This window comes from Nostoc sp., assembly GCF_036917635.1.
GTDB lineage: Bacteria > Cyanobacteriota > Cyanobacteriia > Cyanobacteriales > Nostocaceae > Nostoc.
Map to the genome: position 1 here is coordinate 1 of NZ_JBALCW010000049.1, position 17397 is coordinate 17397.

16 protein-coding genes and 2 pseudogenes are annotated in these 17397 nt (G+C 42.3%); 14 read left to right on the forward strand and 4 right to left on the reverse strand.

The window, feature by feature from the left end; all coding sequences use genetic code 11:
- From V7K32_RS13635 to V7K32_RS13685, 11 genes and pseudogenes are all read left to right on the forward strand, one after another.
- The coding region (locus tag V7K32_RS13635; protein WP_334993995.1) for a hypothetical protein at positions 1-545 on the forward strand (545 nt) is incomplete at its 5' end.
- 28 nt (positions 546-573) lie between these two features.
- A complete protein-coding gene (locus V7K32_RS13640) occupies positions 574-867 on the forward strand; it encodes a hypothetical protein (protein WP_334993997.1) in 294 nt (97 codons plus the stop codon).
- A 266-nt stretch (positions 868-1133) separates the two neighbouring features.
- Positions 1134-2285, forward strand: coding sequence for a tyrosine-type recombinase/integrase (locus tag V7K32_RS13645; protein WP_334993999.1), 1152 nt, complete (start codon positions 1134-1136; stop codon positions 2283-2285).
- Positions 2286-2342: 57 nt separating this feature from the next.
- Positions 2343-2852 (forward strand): gluconokinase, encoded by a 510-nt coding sequence (locus tag V7K32_RS13650; protein ID WP_334994001.1) that lies wholly within the window; start codon positions 2343-2345, stop codon positions 2850-2852.
- A gap of 131 nt (positions 2853-2983) precedes the next feature.
- Positions 2984-3307, forward strand: coding sequence for a DUF1815 family protein (locus V7K32_RS13655; protein ID WP_334994003.1), 324 nt, complete (start codon positions 2984-2986; stop codon positions 3305-3307).
- Positions 3308-3925: 618 nt separating this feature from the next.
- Positions 3926-4939, forward strand: a complete 1014-nt coding sequence (locus V7K32_RS13660) for an ABC transporter substrate-binding protein (protein ID WP_334994005.1) — start codon at positions 3926-3928, stop codon at positions 4937-4939.
- A gap of 258 nt (positions 4940-5197) precedes the next feature.
- Positions 5198-6754, forward strand: coding sequence for a sugar ABC transporter ATP-binding protein (locus V7K32_RS13665; RefSeq protein ID WP_334994007.1), 1557 nt, complete (start codon positions 5198-5200; stop codon positions 6752-6754).
- The gene (locus tag V7K32_RS13670) at positions 6751-7749 is read left to right on the forward strand and encodes an ABC transporter permease subunit (protein ID WP_334994009.1); all 999 of its coding nucleotides are present in this window, start codon (positions 6751-6753) and stop codon (positions 7747-7749) included. The genes V7K32_RS13665 and V7K32_RS13670 overlap by 4 nt, the downstream gene beginning before the upstream one ends.
- A 119-nt stretch (positions 7750-7868) precedes the next feature.
- The gene (locus V7K32_RS13675; protein ID WP_334994011.1) at positions 7869-9269 is read left to right on the forward strand and encodes a sugar porter family MFS transporter; all 1401 of its coding nucleotides are present in this window, start codon (positions 7869-7871) and stop codon (positions 9267-9269) included.
- Positions 9270-9400: 131 nt separating this feature from the next.
- Positions 9401-9664: pseudogene (locus V7K32_RS13680) on the forward strand (iron uptake porin); the annotation flags it as partial.
- 525 nt (positions 9665-10189) lie between these two features.
- Entirely contained in the window at positions 10190-10660 is a 471-nt protein-coding gene (locus V7K32_RS13685) for an NADAR family protein (RefSeq protein WP_334994013.1), read from the forward strand.
- Positions 10661-11239: 579 nt separating this feature from the next.
- On the opposite strand, the gene V7K32_RS13690 is transcribed toward V7K32_RS13685, so the two are convergent.
- The 4 genes from V7K32_RS13690 to serA all read right to left on the reverse strand — a co-directional run bounded on the left by V7K32_RS13690 (position 11240) and on the right by serA (position 15537).
- A complete protein-coding gene (locus V7K32_RS13690) occupies positions 11240-11419 on the reverse strand; it encodes a hypothetical protein (protein WP_334994015.1) in 180 nt (59 codons plus the stop codon).
- Positions 11420-11806: 387 nt separating this feature from the next.
- Positions 11807-12187: an aegerolysin family protein gene (locus tag V7K32_RS13695; protein WP_334994018.1), complete on the reverse strand. Its 381-nt coding sequence runs from the start codon at positions 12185-12187 to the stop codon at positions 11807-11809.
- Positions 12188-12918: 731 nt separating this feature from the next.
- Complete coding sequence (prmA, locus tag V7K32_RS13700) at positions 12919-13839, reverse strand: 50S ribosomal protein L11 methyltransferase (protein ID WP_334994020.1); 921 nt, start codon at positions 13837-13839, stop codon at positions 12919-12921.
- A gap of 117 nt (positions 13840-13956) precedes the next feature.
- Positions 13957-15537: a phosphoglycerate dehydrogenase gene (gene serA, locus V7K32_RS13705; protein ID WP_334994022.1), complete on the reverse strand. Its 1581-nt coding sequence runs from the start codon at positions 15535-15537 to the stop codon at positions 13957-13959.
- A 412-nt stretch (positions 15538-15949) separates the two neighbouring features.
- On the opposite strand from serA, the gene V7K32_RS13710 reads away from it, so the two are divergent.
- The 3 genes and pseudogenes from V7K32_RS13710 to V7K32_RS13720 form a co-directional block, all read left to right on the forward strand.
- Positions 15950-16519 (forward strand): ferric reductase-like transmembrane domain-containing protein, encoded by a 570-nt coding sequence (locus tag V7K32_RS13710; protein WP_334994024.1) that lies wholly within the window; start codon positions 15950-15952, stop codon positions 16517-16519.
- 6 nt (positions 16520-16525) lie between these two features.
- Positions 16526-16996 carry a DUF1772 domain-containing protein gene (locus V7K32_RS13715; protein WP_334994026.1) on the forward strand — a complete coding sequence of 157 codons (471 nt, stop codon included), beginning with the start codon at positions 16526-16528 and terminating at the stop codon, positions 16994-16996.
- 74 nt (positions 16997-17070) lie between these two features.
- A pseudogene (locus V7K32_RS13720) lies at positions 17071-17304 on the forward strand (hypothetical protein); the annotation flags it as partial.
- Between the last annotated feature and the right edge of the window lie 93 nt (positions 17305-17397).

Genomic DNA, 17397 nt, shown 5'->3' on the forward strand with positions numbered 1-17397 from the left:
TTGTCATGGCTGATAGATGGTTAAAAACCAATTGCTTGCTAGCTAGTGCAGCAGCTTTTTGGTTAACCGCACTTTCTCCAGTTCCGGCGATCGCTAAGGGAATTAGCTACAGCTTGGCGCTAGTGGCATCAGTGCAACTAGTGCAGGAGTCGCGTCGGCTGATTGTCCAGGATGCTCGACGTGCAGCGCTAACAGCGATGAACCAAGAACTAGAACAAACTGAATTCGCGCTGCATACCCAACAGCAAGAGCAAGCACTTTACGAAGTCTATGGCGCTGCACCAACTTACCCCCCGGAAGTTAAGCAAGAGTTGACTACCAGCTTGGAACACTTATACAAAGAGCCGAGCGCGGATCGAGATGGTGAACTTCAAACTTCAACTTCCGACAATAAAGCCTTTTATTTAGCTGTGAAGTCGCTGCTTGAAGTTAAGGGCGAAACTTACGTGATTGAAAAGGTGTTGCGGCTCGGCGGTGGACAGTGGGAGAAGGGGAAGCAGATATTACAGCAAATTTTAGCTGAGGGAGAAAGAAATGGATGGTAACGAAAGCCTAAGTTTAGCGCTTGTGAGAATGGCAACGTCTCCGGTCAAGGCGGATCGAGATGCGATCGCGCGACTTGAACGCGAATGTCAAATGGATGTTACAGAAATTGCTGCTTCATTGGAAGATTTACAGATTATCGCCCAATCCATCAACAGCCAGCCACACGGACAAGGACTCAAAATATTAGCAACAGGTCTTTTTTGGTCTGGGGTGATTGGCATTGCCACTATGTTTATCAGACCTTCTTACGTCTTCTATGGCGTGTCACTAGGTCTTGTTTCTGGGATTGCTGGCAGAATTATGCAGCCTTTCAAAAGTTGAAAGCGCGATCGCAATTCATTTACCAGGTTAAAAATACTGTGACTCAAACAAATTGCCCAAGATGCGATTGTACTCGGCTGCAATATCAAGAAAATTATGGTTACTGGGAGTGTCTAGACTGCGGTCATGTCTGGGCTTTTGATGCTGATGACCCAGATTATGACGAAATTGAATTGTGTTCCAAATGCCACGGCAAGGGGGTACTTCTTTTTGGCGGTGTGAATTACTCCTGTACTCTGTGTAACGGGAGAGGGAGTATCTAGAGGATGGACGCTGACGACAAGTGGATCAACGTTGATCCACGAACAGGAAAGCTGCTTATTCGCTTTTGGGTGAAAGGATTTCCCAAACAATTTTTTATCAGCACTGGACTCAAAGACACCAAACGCAATCGGGAGATTGTTAGAAGCAAGAGAGACGCGATCGCAAATGACATTGTACTTAACCACTTTGATACATCATTGAATCGCTATCAGTTTCGACCACTAAAACAGCACCCACCCATCGTTACTCAGCACTCAATATCTGACCTTTGGGAAAAATTTACAGAATTCCAAGAGAGGCAACTAGAAGAGACGACTATCAAAGACAAGTACATGGTGATAACCGCCAGAATTAAAAAATTTCCTAGTCAATGGCTAAAAGATGCTCCGATGATAAGAGATTGGCTTTTGTGTAACTATAGCCACTTTTCAGCCTGGGAAACACTAGCCTTTCTCAATCGCTGTTGTGATTGGGCTATCAGATCAGAAATTATTGCCGACAACCCATTCGCCAAAATTCAGATTAAAAAACCAAAGCGAAAATCTCTTAAAGATGATGATTTTAAATCTTTCAATGTAGAGCAGAGAGATTTAATCATTAAATCTTTTGAGATTGATCGCGTGCACAGTCACTATACAACCCTAATAAAATTTCTATTTTTTACTGGTTGCAGACACGGGGAAGCATTCGCGCTGAGGTGGTCAGACATTAACAATGACTGCACGCGGATCAAAATAAACAAAGCCCGAAATTTGTTTGGCATTCAAAAAGGAACTAAAAACGGCAAGCGCAGGATATTTCCTTGTCAGCAGGGGTCAAAGCTGCAATCGTTGCTGATTCAACTTAAAGAGAATGCCACAAGTGCAGATGGTCTAGTATTTATTTCCAAAGATGGCTTGCCCATGAACTCAGATGTTTTGGGCAACTGCTGGAGGCAATCATCTTGTAGTCTGGGGGTAGTAAGGCAGTTAGCCAAAATGGGACAAATACCATACCTGAAGCCCTACAGCAGCAGACATACGTTTGCTACGTTGGCGATCGCCTCTGGAGTTACGCCCGACAAAGTGGCACTATGGATTGGCGACGATGTAGCTACGGTCTTAAAGTATTATTGCCACCCAGAAACAGTTTCGTCCGAGTGTCCAGACTTTTGATTTATGCTACTCAAATGCTACTTAAATTCTCTTGAAATCTTTGGGAAATAGCTATTTATGATTATTATCCTAATGGGTGTCTCCGGTTCTGGCAAAACCACCATAGGAAAACTGCTAGCAGACTCGTTACAATGGGAGTTTAGTGATGCTGATACTTTTCACTCGCCAGAGAATGTTGAAAAAATGCGGCGCGGTATCCCTCTGAGTGAAGCTGACAGGATGCCTTGGTTACAAGATTTGCAAACAGCTATAAAACATTGGCTGCAAGAAAATAAAAATGTGGTGCTGGCGTGTTCGGCTTTAAAAGACAGTTATCGGCAATTTTTAGTATTGGATAGCGATGGCTTTGCCAGCGCCAAGGGCGAACGCATCAAGCTAGTTTATCTTAAAGGGTCTTATGAGTTGATTCAAATGCGGTTGCAAGAGCGTAGCAATCATTACATGGGCGAAAAACTCCTTAACAGCCAGTTTTCTACTCTTGAAGAACCATTAAATACCATATCTATAGATGTTGCACAACCACCTCAGGTTATTGTTCAAAATATTAGAACAGCTTTGGGAATTTAATACAACCGGAAGGTTAAGATTAATCACGCGTCTTTACGAAAACACGAACTTTTGGTACGCAAATTACATCATATATAAATCTAAATAAATTTTAAAAGCAACCATATAACTGGAGTGGTAGGAGAAAACTAGTGTTTCTAAGATTAGCGCAACAACATCAGGAATTCATTCAAGATTTGGTAATGAACCTGCAAGCCTTGACAATTACACTTGACAGGCGTGGCTATACTGCGTCTTGTTATATATGCGGCGATCAAATGCAGAGTGCTTCATTTATGGTTAGCCTTGCAGAAAAGCACCTGATTCGGTTTTTAGTGTCTGATTATGGGATTACTTGGATGGAGCTATGGGACGATCGCGAATTAATCAAGTTGGAGGGTGCAGAAGCCATAAGTCAGCTACAAGAGTTGGCTAACATTGTCAAGTATTCTCATGCTATACAATTGACGAATTAACACCTATGCACACGTAGTATAGCTGTCTAAAAAGTTATGGTTACTGAGAAGGCATCAAAATCTTTAAGAATTAGCGATCGCATAAGTGCTTTTTCTTAACTATAATTCACATTTTATCTACTTTGTCAATTGATTCTGCTCGTTCAGAATTTTCGCAAATGCTCTATTGGTAAAACATTTACCTACATAAATATCAAATAGGTTTCTTTATTTTGTAAAGTTCGATAAACGGGGATCGTATTTGTAATAATGCAGGTTAAACTAAAATAATGTTAAAGAAAATACAAATTTCCAACTTTGATAAAATCAGATTCTACTAATTGTAGTTAAAATCTGTTTTTAACCCACGCACTCCCAAATGTAGTTTCACAAAAATATGTAATTTTTTGACGTAGTGTAGCGTTCATAGTTTTGCTTTAAAAAACAAAACATCTAATTACGGGGAATGAATAGCGTTAACTCAAATAATATTAAATTATTATAAGACATTTGAGAATAGTTTAAACTGCCAAAAATAGCAGCAGTTCTAGGTTATATCTGAAGTTTTTAGACCTAGTTCAGATTGTAATAAATTGGCAAGTTTATATTGTACCGATCTCTTGCAAATTTAAATCCGTTATGAAGACAATATCGCTCATAGCTGGCATATTAGGTTTCGTTGTTGTTGGTTGCACAAATAGCGCTCAAAATGACAACACTGCTATTAATCCTACTGGTACTAACGCTGCAATCAATACTAGTGCAGAAACTCAAACCGCTACTGGGAATAAAAAATTACGAGCGGTTGGCTTCACCGTTGGCGATTTAAGTAACCCTTTCTTCGTCGTTATGGGACAAGCAGTTGAGGCAGAAGCGAAAAGAATTGGCGGAAAAGATGTCACCGTTATTGTAGCTTCCAGTGCCTATGACCTCAACCAACAAGCCAATCAAATTGAAAATTTTACTGCTGCAAATACTGACATCATTGTTTTGAATGCTGCTGATAAAAGGGGAATTAGACCAATAGTTGAACGAGCAAAACAAGCAGGGAGAATTGTTATTGCTGTAGACACAGGTGCTGAGGGAGGTGTGGATGCCACCATCACTACTAATAATGTCCAAGCTGGAGAAGTTAGTTGCAGATATATTGCCGATCGCCTCAAAGGTAAAGGTAATGTAGTAATAGTTAACGGACCGCCAGTAGACTCGGTGATTCAGCGAGTTAGTGGCTGCGAAAATGTATTATCGAAATATTCCGATATCAAAATTCTTTCCAAAAACCAGAATGCAGATGGTAGTAGGGATGGAGGACTGAGAGTTATGAGTGATTTGCTCACAACCTTTCCGAAAATTGATGCTGTTTTTGCCATTAACGATCCGAGTGGACTTGGCGCAGAACTAGCAGCAAAGCAAGCACAACGTAAAGAATTCTTTATTGTAGGGGTTGATGGTGCGCCAGAAGCAATCACTGCGATCGCTGCTAAAAATAGTTTATATGCTGCAACTGCTACTCAAAATCCCCGAGGAATGGCCCAAAAAGCAGTTCAGGTTGGGAACGACATCTTAAATGGTAAAAGACCTGAGTCACCCACCATTCTGATTCCAGTTAAGTTGATCACAAAAAATAATGTCAGCACAGAAAAAGGCTGGTAAATAATACAAATTATAAACTTATAATTTGTATTATTTTTAATCTGAGTTGAGTCTTTTGGTGCATTGACAGACTTTTTGCACATAATATGTACATCTGCAAAAAGCTTTAAATTTTGGAAGACGCACTTTAGAAGTTTCCAAGATAATGGTCGATTTTTAGAAGATGATTTTGTGATGATTTTAATTGCACATCAGTTGTGAGTTAATTGCTTTATAACTCACAATTGCGTTTTTAAATTCTTTTTAAACGTTCTGCTCATGACAAAAAGTATTGAAAACTCATTTTCTGATACACCAACCACCACTCCGGTGTTAGAAATGCAAGGGATTACGAAACGATTTCATGGTGTATCTGCACTCCAAAATGTCAATCTGACGATTTATCCGGGAGAAGTTCACGCCCTCATGGGTGAAAACGGAGCAGGTAAAAGCACATTGATGAAAATCCTGGCTGGGGCTTACATTGCAGATGTTGGAGAAATTCGCATCAATGGTCAACCCCTGAAAATTACCGATCCGGCGACAGCACGTAAGGCGGGTATTAATCTCATCTATCAAGAACTGAATGTTGCACCTAATTTAACCGTTAGCGAAAATATATTTATGGGTAGCGAGTTGCGGCGAGGTCAGCTTTTAGACCGCAAAGCTATGCAACTAGAAGCAGAGCAAGTACTAGAAAGCCTTGGAGCCAATTTTACAGCGGAGACTGTGGTTGGTACCTTAGCGATCGCAGAACAGCAGCAAGTAGAAATTGCCAGGGCGTTGAAAGACAAAAGCCGGGTTTTGGTAATGGATGAGCCAACAGCAGCACTGTCTGACCGCGAAAGTGAGCATTTGTTTGAGGTAATTCGCAAACTCCGGCGTGATGGCATTGCGATTATCTACATCAGCCATCGGATGGAAGAAATCTATGCCCTAGCTGACCGGATTAGTGTACTGCGCGATGGTCAATATATTGGCAGTCTGACACGCAGTGAAATTTCTCCTCAACGATTGGTGCAGATGATGGTCGGTCGCTCCATACAAGACTTTTACGAACATCAACGACAAATGAATCCGGGCCCAGTGGTGCTGGAAGTCAAAAATATGAGCGATGCGCGTAAGAAGGTTGAGCCGAGTAGTTTTAAAGTTCATGCTGGAGAAATTGTTGGTTTAGCGGGGCTGGTTGGTGCAGGACGCACAGAATTATCGCGCCTGGTTTTTGGTGCAGACCGCAAAGCCAGTGGTGAAGTATTCTTGAATGGCAAAAAACTGGAAATTAATACACCCAGTGATGCCATTGCGGCGGGAATTGGCTACGTCCCAGAAGACCGCAAAGACCAAGGTTTATTTCTGGAGATGAGCGCCCGCAAGAATATTGCCATCAACACACTCAAGCAGGATGCAAAGGCTGGAGTAGTTAACTGGGGTTCAGTTAATCGGCTGTCAACAGAGGCGGTGGAAAACTTTAATATCCGCCTAGCCAATTTGGAAATTAGAGCGGTGGATCTTTCTGGTGGGAATCAGCAGAAGCTACTGCTAGCGCGTTGGTTAGCCATTAAACCGAGAGTCTTGATGTTAGATGAGCCGACACGCGGCGTAGATATCGGTGCCAAAAGCGAAATTTACCGAATAATAAGCGAATTGGCAGCACAAGGTGTAGCTATTTTAATGGTTTCTAGCGAACTAGCGGAGATTGTCGGCATGAGCGATCGCGTTTTAGTGATGCGAGAAGGCCAGCTGGTAGGCGAACTCGACGGCAGTCTTGGTAAAGAAATTACCCAAGAAAAAATTATGCACTATGCAACTGGAGCATCGGAGGTATTAGAATCATGAGTCAGACAGTCAGACCACCCGCCAATAAATTAGCCAACAATCCCCCATCCCGCAACCGGAAATCAATTAGCAGCCTACTAGAAGTTGCCGGTATTCTGCCAATTTTAATAATTATCTGCATCTTATTTGCATTCCTTTCTCCCAACTTCCTCACAGCCGGTAACATCGTTAATATCTTGCGTCAGTCATCAATCAATATTGTGCTGGCGACAGGAATGACCTTTGTGATTCTCACCGGAGGTATTGACCTTTCTGTTGGGTCAATATTGGGTGTTTCTGCCGTAGTTGCCTTACTGGTATCACTACTGCCGGCTTTGAGTTGGGCAGCCGTACCTGCTGCCTTGCTAGCAGGATTGCTTTTAGGCTTAGTCAACGGCGCTATCATCACATTTTTGGATGTACCACCTTTTATTGTCACATTGGGTTCACTTACAGCCTTGCGGGGTCTTGCCTTTTTAGTTGCCAAGGGGACAACGCTAATTAACCCAGACATAAATTTTGCTTGGGTGGGTAATACCTATCTCGGACCCTTTCCTTGGCTAGTGATAATTGCCCTACTGGCTGTGATAGCTAGTTGGTTTGTGCTGCGGCAAACTGTTTTAGGAGTGCAGATATATGCCGTTGGTGGTAACGAGCGGGCAGCCAGATTAACAGGGATTAAAGTTAATCGTGTCTTGCTATTTGTTTATGGTATTAGTGGATTGCTGGCAGGTTTAGCAGGAATCATGAGTGCCAGCCGTCTTTATAGTGCTAGTGGCATCTTAGGTCAAGGTTACGAACTAGATGCGATCGCTGCTGTTATTCTAGGTGGAACCAGCTTTACAGGCGGTATTGGTACCATTGGCGGCACACTTCTAGGTGCATTAATTATTGCTATTCTCAACAACGGTTTAACTCTGTTGAACCTATCTTACTTCTGGCAACTAGTCGTCAAAGGACTAGTAATTATTTTGGCAGTTGTAATTGATAGACTCCGCAGACGTTCCAGACGGTAAATAACCAAAGTCTTTAGGAATTGGGCATGGGGCATTGGGCATTGGTAAATAATCAATAGTTCTTTTTCCCCTGCTCCCTCATCCCCCTCATCCCCCCACTCCCCACTCCCATATAAACTATGTCTTCCACTACTATTCGTCGTAAATCCAACACATTTTATGTCATTTTGATTGCTGGTGCTGCTGCCCTTGGCGGGTTTTTATTTGGTTTTGATACTGCTGTAATCAACGGCGCGGTTTTATCTCTAGCAAAAGCTTTTAACACCAGTAGTTTGGTAACAGGGCTGGCAGTGTCCCTAGCATTGCTGGGGTCTGCCGTAGGAGCCTTCTTTGCTGGACAGATTGCAGACCGTTATGGTCGAGTTAAGGCAATGGTGGTCGCTTCGGTATTATTTACTATCAGTGCCATTGGCTCTGGGCTTGCCTTCACTATCTGGGATTTTATCTTTTGGCGACTATTGGGTGGGATTGGAATCGGCGTTGCTAGCGTCATTGCCCCAGCTTACATCGCCGAATGTTCTCCTACCGAATTGCGGGGAAGGTTAGGATCTCTGCAACAATTAGCGATCGTAGTAGGAATTTTCGTCGCTTTATTGAGCGACTACTTTATCGCTGTGTCAGCAGGTTCGGCAGACTCGCCGTTTTTGTTTGGGGTTGCAGCTTGGCGCTGGATGTTTTGGACAGCAGTCCCGCCAGCAGTATTCTACGGGATGGTGGCTTTAACAATTCCTGAATCTCCTCGTTACTTAGTTGCCAAAGGACGGGAGCCAGAAGCTGCTAACGTTCTGACCAAGATTTTGGGGGGTGATGTGCTACCAAAAATTGAAGAAATTCGGCAGACAGTGCTTCAAGAACGCCAGCCTAAATTTTCTGACCTTTTAAGCAGAAGTGGCGGACTCCTCCCCATTGTTTGGATAGGAATCGGCTTATCTGTATTACAGCAATTTGTTGGTATTAATGTAATTTTTTACTACAGCAGCGTTTTGTGGCGTGCAGTTGGGTTTTCTGAAAAAGATTCCCTAACAATCACGGTGATTACAGGAGCCGTAAATATTATTACAACACTGATTGCGATCGCCTTTGTAGATAAATTTGGTCGCAAGCCCTTGCTCATACTAGGGTCGATTGGCATGACCTTGACCTTGGGGACGATGACTTATCTTTTTGCCAATGCTCCCCTAGATGCTGCTGGCAACCCCAATCTCACCGGAAGCGCCGGGACTATGGCTCTCATTGCTGCCAACCTCTATGTGTTTTGCTTTGGTTTCTCCTGGGGGCCAGTGGTTTGGGTGCTATTGGGAGAAATGTTTAATAACAAAATTCGAGCGGCTGCACTTTCAGTTGCTGCTGCAATGCAATGGGTTGCAAATTTCCTCATTTCCACAACATTTCCTCCCATCCTGAAAAATTTCGGTCTAGGTTCTGCCTATGGACTCTATACAATTGCGGCAGCTACCTCATTCTTTTTCATTCTCTTTTTTATTAAAGAAACCAAAGGAATTGAGTTAGAAGATATGTAATTCGTATCTCTGTGTCCTTTGCGGCAAGTAGCTACGCGTCAACGAACCGCAGACGCAGAGAGATTAACAATTCAGGCATTCAAACATTTTAGACATTACATAAGGGGATTTAAACCCCGACTGAAGTCTGGTTTGGGGCGATTGGTATGTCGTTTCCTGATGTAGGGGGTGAGGGTAACTTACCGGGAATTCTCTTTGGTATACCGCCGCGTGTCTCTAACAGTGATGTTCGTCAAGACCGAGACAACACTTACCATATCGAAGCATTCTATCGCTACCGCCTGAACGATAATATCTCAGTTACTCCTGGTTTTTGGATGATTCTCAACCCAGAAAACGACAACAGAAATGATACGCAGTATGTGGGCGTGATTCGTACAACCTTCGATTTTTAACTGAATGTAAATGGGTTGCTTGATTAATAGAGTGCTAGTCATTGGTCATTGGTCATTAATCATTGGTCATTAGACCAGGACTTACGCTTTCAAGGTAGTCAAAGCCTTGATTTACCGTAGGGGCAATTCATGAATTGCCCCTACATTTCGTACCTGATGCGTAAGTCCTATAGACCTTTTGCGTAAATCAAAAATAAAGAACCCCGCACCGCATTTGAGTTAATCAAACGCTCCCCTCCCCAAAATATCGGGGAGGGGTTGGGGGTGGGGTGTTAGGGACTTTTGCAAGAGGTCTATTAAGTAGGTAGGCGTAATTAAATATAAGATCAAACCTCACCCTCAATCCCGATGAAGTTACAGAATTGAGCGATCGCTCCGTAAAAATTTGATAATCTTTATAAGTCGTTGGGAAGAATCCCCAGTAATATGAAACGAAAGAAAATCTGTTTGATAAGCTCGGTTTTGGGTTGCGAGTGCGATCTTTCAGCTACCCTGAAATTGAATATATAAAAGAGCAATTTTCAAATGACCATTTACTTTTATAAGGTTTGGCAGCCTTATGGCTGTTTTTCTAACTTTTCTCCCCACGGAATCCATATCCAGGGTACTTACTGGCCAACGGTTGAGCATTATTATCAAGCGCAAAAATTTTTTGGCAGCACAGATGCGGCAATTATACGCCTCATCCATGCTGCCGCAACCCCAGAAGAAGCTGCCGCATTGGGAAGATGTAGCACTCGCCAACTCCGTCAAGACTGGGATTTGGTCAAAACTGAAATTATGCGAGAAGCTGTACTCAAAAAGTTTATCACTCATAGTGATATTAGAGAAGTTCTCCTGAAGACTGGCGATGAGATTTTGGTTGAAAACTCCCCAACCGATTCTTTTTGGGGCTGTGGTGCTAATAGAGCAGGTCTTAACCATCTCGGTAAAACCCTCATGAGTGTGCGTGAAGAAATCCGTATCTTACTATCTTTTACGGTAATTTCCGAATAATCTAATCAAAATAGTTACATTTAACATATAATCACCAATTCGACGGGGAATAGTAAAATTCCCCCGCCAAAAACCTTTAAAAAACTTGCCAATAATTTAGTTATTTATTTGAAAAAATTTTAATTAAACCACATCTATCTTGAAACTTATAGTTCTTCCATGATGAAAAGGATTTGCCCTCATCCCCCAACCCCGAATCCCAAATCTGGGAGAGGGGAGCCAGAATTTCAAACTCCCTCTCCCAGATTTGGGAGAGGGATTTAGGGAGAGGGTAAAAATACCTAGATATTTAATCATCAGTCTCTGCTATTAGGCATTGGGGCAATGCCTACGGCGGACATGCGATCGCACCCAACCATCGTCAATTTTTAGTCCCTAATCTCAGTCACCGCGATTCCTCTATCTCGACGCAATTCTTAGAGAATCCAATCCGCGATCGCAAGAAAACGGGCTTTGCTATTCGAGCAGGGTCAAGCGCGATCGCTATTCCTCAATCGTAAGGATTCAGGTGTTTGAAGCCCAGTCACAAAGCCAGTTTCAAAATAGTGTCTTTCCCCTTATCAACACAGTTGCTTCTTGTTAATCGTGTGCTAAAAGAAGGGCACAACCAATTGCGATACCTATAACAATTAGCGGCATCATACCACCTCGAACATTAACTTCGTTATCAGACAAATCTTTTAAATAGCTTTCCGAATCCGAAGTAGAAAAAAGTTTGGAATCAGCAGTATCCAAATCAGAAATCATGATGCTTGCCATCAGAGTACCTCTTATCTAATAAAAAAAGAAAATATCTTCACTAACTATAATTATCGAAATAGTTGAGTCTTTCAAGGGGACTAAATTATTTTTTAAGGACTTTTCAGGACATAATTAATTTACTTATGTCCTGAAAAGGTTTCTGATATATGAATATCCTTTGGAGTTTAGACTAAGCAGTAGGAAACGACCCAGAAGCACTGAATTCGCAAAAGATAAGCTTAAATCAGAAAAATCTTTGGTACTAAGCCGATTTATCTTTTTGTTTCCGTGGTTTCGGCGTAGTTTTTTTGACTCCCAGCGTAGCTGGCTAACGACGACGGCTTCGCCGCGTCTCTCGCCGAATAATCATAATCTCAGCTAAGGATAATTAGACAATGTAGATTGTCATTTAATCTGGACAGTTAAATTTGCGTTATTCCCTCCAATATCGCCGACTATTGGTGTTTGAAAGGCGCTGGAATTTGTATTGAAGCTGTTACTTCCAATATATGGATTATCCCAGTCAATGTGAAAAGTTTGTCCGAGAACATTCTTGTAATCCACATATCCTTGAGCACCCGTTGCAAATCCATCAGATTCATTTCCAAATGTAAGGGGCGTATCAGTAAGATGACCAAAAACGTCAAATTGTGCAGCAGGGATGTGTTCTGGTGGAACAGATGCCCCATTGTTCGACCATTCACCATGCTCTAGTCCTAAACCTATTCGATCCCAAGCCAGACCTGTTAAATTGTCAATTGTTATAGTAAAAGAACGTGCAGCCATAAAATCACCTCAAAGTATCACTATCACAAAATAAGAACTGAGGTACACCCAAATCTTTGTTACCAAGGTTAGTAGCTTTGAAAACGTACCTCACCAGATTGGGAACCGCTATATCATCAGACTACCTCTTATATAACGAAAAGATAAAATATCTTCACTAACTATAATTACCGAAATAGTTGAGTCTTTCAAGGAGAATAAATTATTTTTTCAGGAGTTTTCAGGACATAAGTAAATTAATTATGTCCTGAAATATTTTATGATATATAACGGTTATCAGCCTTCTGAAGTACAGTAGCAACTGTGAGTAAACCAACCAAATAAATTCTCTATCGTCACTTCTGCTAATGCCGTATTTTGGACAAAACTTAATAGCTACTTTCCTGATTGAGATGTTTTTCTCTTATATGTGCTGCAACTATTTTTTCTCGAAGATCGACAGAGTATAACTTCAGTAAAAGTATTTATATTTTAATTCAGTGCACCTTATAACAGACGGAAGTCAATACTGCTCGGATAAGACCAAAAACCTTGTGTAGAGACGCGAAATTTCGCGTCTCTACAGGTGTAAAACACTATCGAAAAATCCAAAAACCGAGCAGTATTGAGACGTAAGTGCTGTAATCCCCCCGATGCATTAGGGGAAACAATAAATCTAGTTCCCTCCCCTTCACAAGGCGAGAGCTAGGGTGGGTATTTTTAATGCTTTCAGCATGAGTAATCCTACTGAGTTAAGAACGCCGTACATTCAAGCAGCACCATTCTTTTCGTTTCCATAGGGTAGCAACCACCCAACCATTTTCTTCTAAGGCATCAGCAACAGCTTTAGATTGTTCTAGTAAAATACCACTGAAGATAGCCCAAGTTTCAGGTTTAGCGATCGCACTCATTTCTGGAACCAATTCAATAATTACATGAGCCAAAATATTGCAAACGATACCATCTACCGATTTCTCAACTAGTTTTGTCAAAACGTCTACACTTCCCAGTGCTGATAATAAACGTTCTGGATTAATATCGTTGAGCGCACCATTACTAATAGTTGATTGCACCGCCAAGGGGTCATTATCTACTGCATAGACTTTCTCTGCTCCCAGTAGCAGCGCCCCAATGGAAAGGATACCAGAACCACAGCCAATATCCGCAATTACCAGATGCTCATGTTTGCCACTATTACCCACAAATGACTGAGGAACTCCACTTAGACGCATTTCCAGGGATTCTAAACATAGCTGAGTTGTGGCATGGTTGCCCGTACCAAATGCTACACCAGGATCAAGACGAATTACTAACCGTTCTGTTGTTTCTGGTAATGGTAGCCACGCGGGATTGATTAGGAAGCGATCGCCTATTTCTTGCGGATGCCAATATTGTTTCCAGCTAGTCGCCCAATCTTCCTCGTCAATTAACTGCCATTGCAGTGAGGGAGATGAAAGCCCGACACAGAGAGCATCTTGACGCAGCAACAGCGACAGCGCTGCTAAATCTAACAGTTGCGTTTGAATTGTCGATAAATAAGCCCTAACTAAAAATGAATTTCCTTTGTTTTCGCTTGCTGTTCCCCGACAGCCAAAATCTTCCAGTCGCCAAAAGATCGAATCTTCTAGGTCTGGCTCACATAAAATCTGTAGTTCCCACCAGGTGTTTGCCATTTTTGAGTGCTGAGTTTAACAGAGTTATGAGTTATGAGTTAGGAGTTAGGAGTTAGGAGTTCTCCTGTTTAACTTCTAACTCCTCACTACTCACTCCTAACTTTTTTCACTCAGCACTCATAGTGTTACTGTATACGCGTCCCGAATACCAGGGACTTTTATAATTTCATTCAAAATGCCCTCTGGTAAAGGGTCATCTATACTCAGAGCCATTACGGCATCACCACGGACGATTTTACGACCTACTTGCATACTGGCAATATTCACATTAAAACTGCCGAGTAGGGAACCGAGTTTGCCGATAATCCCTGGCATATCGCGGTGCAGGGTAAACAACATATATTTGCTCGGTGGGACGTTAATCGGGAAACCGTCAACATCAGTTAGGTGGATTTCCCGTTCACCCAACAAAGCGCCGGTGACAGAATGAGTACCTAAAGTCCCCGTGGCTTCCAGATGCAGTGTGCCGGCATAGTCTCGAATCGAAGCATCGCGGGTTTCAATTACCCTAATTCCCCGTTCTTTAGCTTCTATGCTGGCATTGACGTAATTTACTCGTTCCCGCAAAGCTTGGTAAAGTAAACCTTTCAGGGCAGCTACTACCAAAGGCTGACTTTTGTTGGTTGCTAGTTCGCCTTGGAGTCGAATATTGAGTACTTCCACCCGTCCGCCAGCTAGCTGTCCCACCAGATTACCTAGAGTTTCAGCTAGTTGCATGTAGGGTTTGAGTTCTTCCAACACATCGGGGCCGAGTCCGGGAATGTTGACGGCTGAACGCGCTGGTAGTCCTAAAAGGACATCCCGAATTTGTTCAGCAACATCAATAGCGACATTCACTTGAGCTTCGGCGGTAGAGGCTCCCAAATGGGGGGTGAGGATTACTTCTTTGCCTAGCGATCGCAATTCTGATTCCCCCAGTGGTTCCGACTCGAACACATCCAAAGCTGCACCCCCGATTTTACCCGCTTTCAGAGCTGCTGCTAAAGCTACTTCATCAATGATCCCACCACGAGCGCAGTTGATAATCTTGGCTGTGGGTTTCATCTTTGCCAGGGTTGTGGCATTGATTAAGTGGGTGGTTTCTGGGGTTTTCGGGATGTGTAGGGTGATATAGTCTGCTTGCTGGAAGAGTAAATCTAGCTCTACCAACTGACAGCCAAGTTGTTCGGCTCGCTCTGTAGAAATAAAAGGGTCATAAGCTAGGAGTTTCATCCCCATTGTCTTAGCTACAGCCGCAACATGGGAACCAATTTTACCCAAACCAACAACGCCGAGAGTTTTTTTGTAGACTTCCGCACCGACAAAGCTATTGCGATCCCACGCACCGCGTTTCACCGAAGCGTTAGCATCAGGGATGTGGCGAGACAAAGCCAAAATCATCGCTAGCGCATGTTCAGCCGCAGCAATTGTATTACCCTCTGGAGAATTGACTACTACAATTCCTCTGCGGGTGGCGGCGGGAACATCTACATTATCCACACCTACACCAGCACGGCCGATGATTTTTAGCTGAGTGCCGGCTTCAATGATTTCTTGAGTGACGCGTGTCCCTGAACGAATCATCAGTGCGTCATACTCACCAATAATTGCGATCAGTTCTGCTGGTTTTAGACCTAGTTTGACATCAACGGTAGCAACTTGCAAAAGAATGTCAATTCCAGCTTGGTCAATAGAATCTGAGACAAGAACCTTAGACATGATTATTTCATTTAAAGCTACAGGTTTTGCTGCACAAGACTTTTTAGTTTAGTCTTTATCTGTCGCAATTTGGCAAAAATTATTCGTTTGAATATCGACTTAACCTTAACTTACACTATATGGTAATGGGATCAAAGCATGAGTTGCTTCTAGTGGGTACTGCCTCCTAAGTATTTAAAGCATGAGTGGCTGTTTGTACCACCCTGTCGCTAAATATAAAGCATTAATAGCACTAAGCACTTATATATTTAATTTATTATTGGATAGTTAAGAGTTACTAAAATTTTTTTTGCGTCGAGCAACTTCCTTGGTAGGCTAGACAACGCTGGATTTTGGCACATGGGCAAGATGCCCGCACTACCAAAATCCGTCAAAACAAAATAAAGAGACCACTAATTAGCTTGCTTTAGCGATGTCACATCTTCAGTTAATCTGGCTTTCAAGTGCGATCGCCCTACTGGCTACGGGAATGTTGACGCTTACGGCAGTTCTCGGCAATCTTCTCACTTCACATAAAAATCAGAAGTTTCAGCTTGGGCGAGGGCAGACATTTAAATATCACCGTTTTATCTCAATCTTGGGAGTTGTTTTAATTCTGATTCATCCAATTCCCTTAGTTTTTGCGCGATCGACAACTGGCGTGACTGTTGCATCTATCTTTGTGCCATTTCTGGCAGAGAAAAAAATCACTATTATCGCAGTCGGTGTAATAGCTTTATATGTCTTGTTAGTTATTCTGATTTCATCGCTATACATGAAGTATCTAAAACAGCAAGTATGGCGGGCGCTGCATTACGGCAGCTATTTGTTTTTTGGATTAGGAATTTGGCACGGTTTGTCAATTTCTGATAATTTTGAGCCAAATGCCGAAGTAAGTTTATTAAATCCGAAAAAAATACTTTTAGAAGTAGAAATTATGATTCTACTTATGCTTGTGGTATGGCGCGTTATGCTGTATCGAAATCAGCGAAAATCAATCTAGCAGACAATGATGATGATACTTAGATTGTTGCAATTGTTAGCCGTTGTCCTGATGGGTGTGCAGTTAGGTGTTTCCTATGCTCACTTTATGCAAATGCCAGGAAAATTGTCACTTCCCCTAGATTGCTATATTTTCGTGCAGAATCAGGTTATCAGCTACAAAGTTAAGTTAGCTTTCATTGAAATTCCATCTATTATTTCTGCTACAGCAGCAGTAATATTAATTCGTAGTCATCGAAAAGCTTTTTGGCTCACCTTCATTGCAACCACCTGCATGGTTTTGATGTGGGTAATTTGGGCAGTTTTTATTCAGCCGATTAATCACCAGATTGATAGTTGGACTCCAACAACGGCTCCAAGTAATTGGACTGATATTCGCTATCAGTGGCACTTCTACCACTTAATCCGTCTTTTCATTGCAGCAATTGGAATGATAGTTTTAACGCTGTCATTGTTAGTTGACAAAGCAAAGCACTAATGAAATGGCTATAATTCGAGTGAGTTAAATAGAGCAGTGAAATATTTATTCTTTGAGTTTTGGGGAAACCAACCATGTTAGAGTACAACTTGCCAAGGTACTTGCCCTCAGCCGAGGAACTACCAGACTCTGATGAAACGCCTGTGGATAATGAACTGCAAGAATTAATACCAGGCTTGCTCAAGGCGATCCTGCTGATACTTTGGTCAGAAAGGATGGATTGGCTGTTTGCTATAGATATGGGTATTTATTATCACCCCGATAAACCGCCCATTGTGCCAGATGGCTTTTTGAGTTTAGGCGTAGAGCCAGGGCAAACGCATCTAAATATTGACGAGCCTGAATCAGGATGAAATACACCAAGACTCAAACTACATAGGGCTTTGAGGAAATTAAATCTC

What these genes read in the sequence shown, in the direction of transcription:
- V7K32_RS13640 (WP_334993997.1), top strand. Translation starts at nt 574, where the DNA reads ATGGCAACGTCTCCGGTCAAGGCGGATCGAGATGCGATCGCGCGACTT.
- V7K32_RS13645 (WP_334993999.1), top strand. Translation starts at nt 1,134, where the DNA reads ATGGACGCTGACGACAAGTGGATCAACGTTGATCCACGAACAGGAAAG.
- V7K32_RS13650 (WP_334994001.1), top strand. Translation starts at nt 2,343, where the DNA reads ATGATTATTATCCTAATGGGTGTCTCCGGTTCTGGCAAAACCACCATA.
- V7K32_RS13660 (WP_334994005.1), top strand. Translation starts at nt 3,926, where the DNA reads ATGAAGACAATATCGCTCATAGCTGGCATATTAGGTTTCGTTGTTGTT.
- V7K32_RS13665 (WP_334994007.1), top strand. Translation starts at nt 5,198, where the DNA reads ATGACAAAAAGTATTGAAAACTCATTTTCTGATACACCAACCACCACT.
- V7K32_RS13670 (WP_334994009.1), top strand. Translation starts at nt 6,751, where the DNA reads ATGAGTCAGACAGTCAGACCACCCGCCAATAAATTAGCCAACAATCCC.
- V7K32_RS13675 (WP_334994011.1), top strand. Translation starts at nt 7,869, where the DNA reads ATGTCTTCCACTACTATTCGTCGTAAATCCAACACATTTTATGTCATT.
- V7K32_RS13685 (WP_334994013.1), top strand. Translation starts at nt 10,190, where the DNA reads ATGACCATTTACTTTTATAAGGTTTGGCAGCCTTATGGCTGTTTTTCT.
- V7K32_RS13690 (WP_334994015.1), bottom strand. Translation starts at nt 11,419, where the DNA reads ATGGCAAGCATCATGATTTCTGATTTGGATACTGCTGATTCCAAACTT.
- V7K32_RS13695 (WP_334994018.1), bottom strand. Translation starts at nt 12,187, where the DNA reads ATGGCTGCACGTTCTTTTACTATAACAATTGACAATTTAACAGGTCTG.
- prmA (WP_334994020.1), bottom strand. Translation starts at nt 13,839, where the DNA reads ATGGCAAACACCTGGTGGGAACTACAGATTTTATGTGAGCCAGACCTA.
- serA (WP_334994022.1), bottom strand. Translation starts at nt 15,537, where the DNA reads ATGTCTAAGGTTCTTGTCTCAGATTCTATTGACCAAGCTGGAATTGAC.
- V7K32_RS13710 (WP_334994024.1), top strand. Translation starts at nt 15,950, where the DNA reads ATGTCACATCTTCAGTTAATCTGGCTTTCAAGTGCGATCGCCCTACTG.
- V7K32_RS13715 (WP_334994026.1), top strand. Translation starts at nt 16,526, where the DNA reads ATGATGATGATACTTAGATTGTTGCAATTGTTAGCCGTTGTCCTGATG.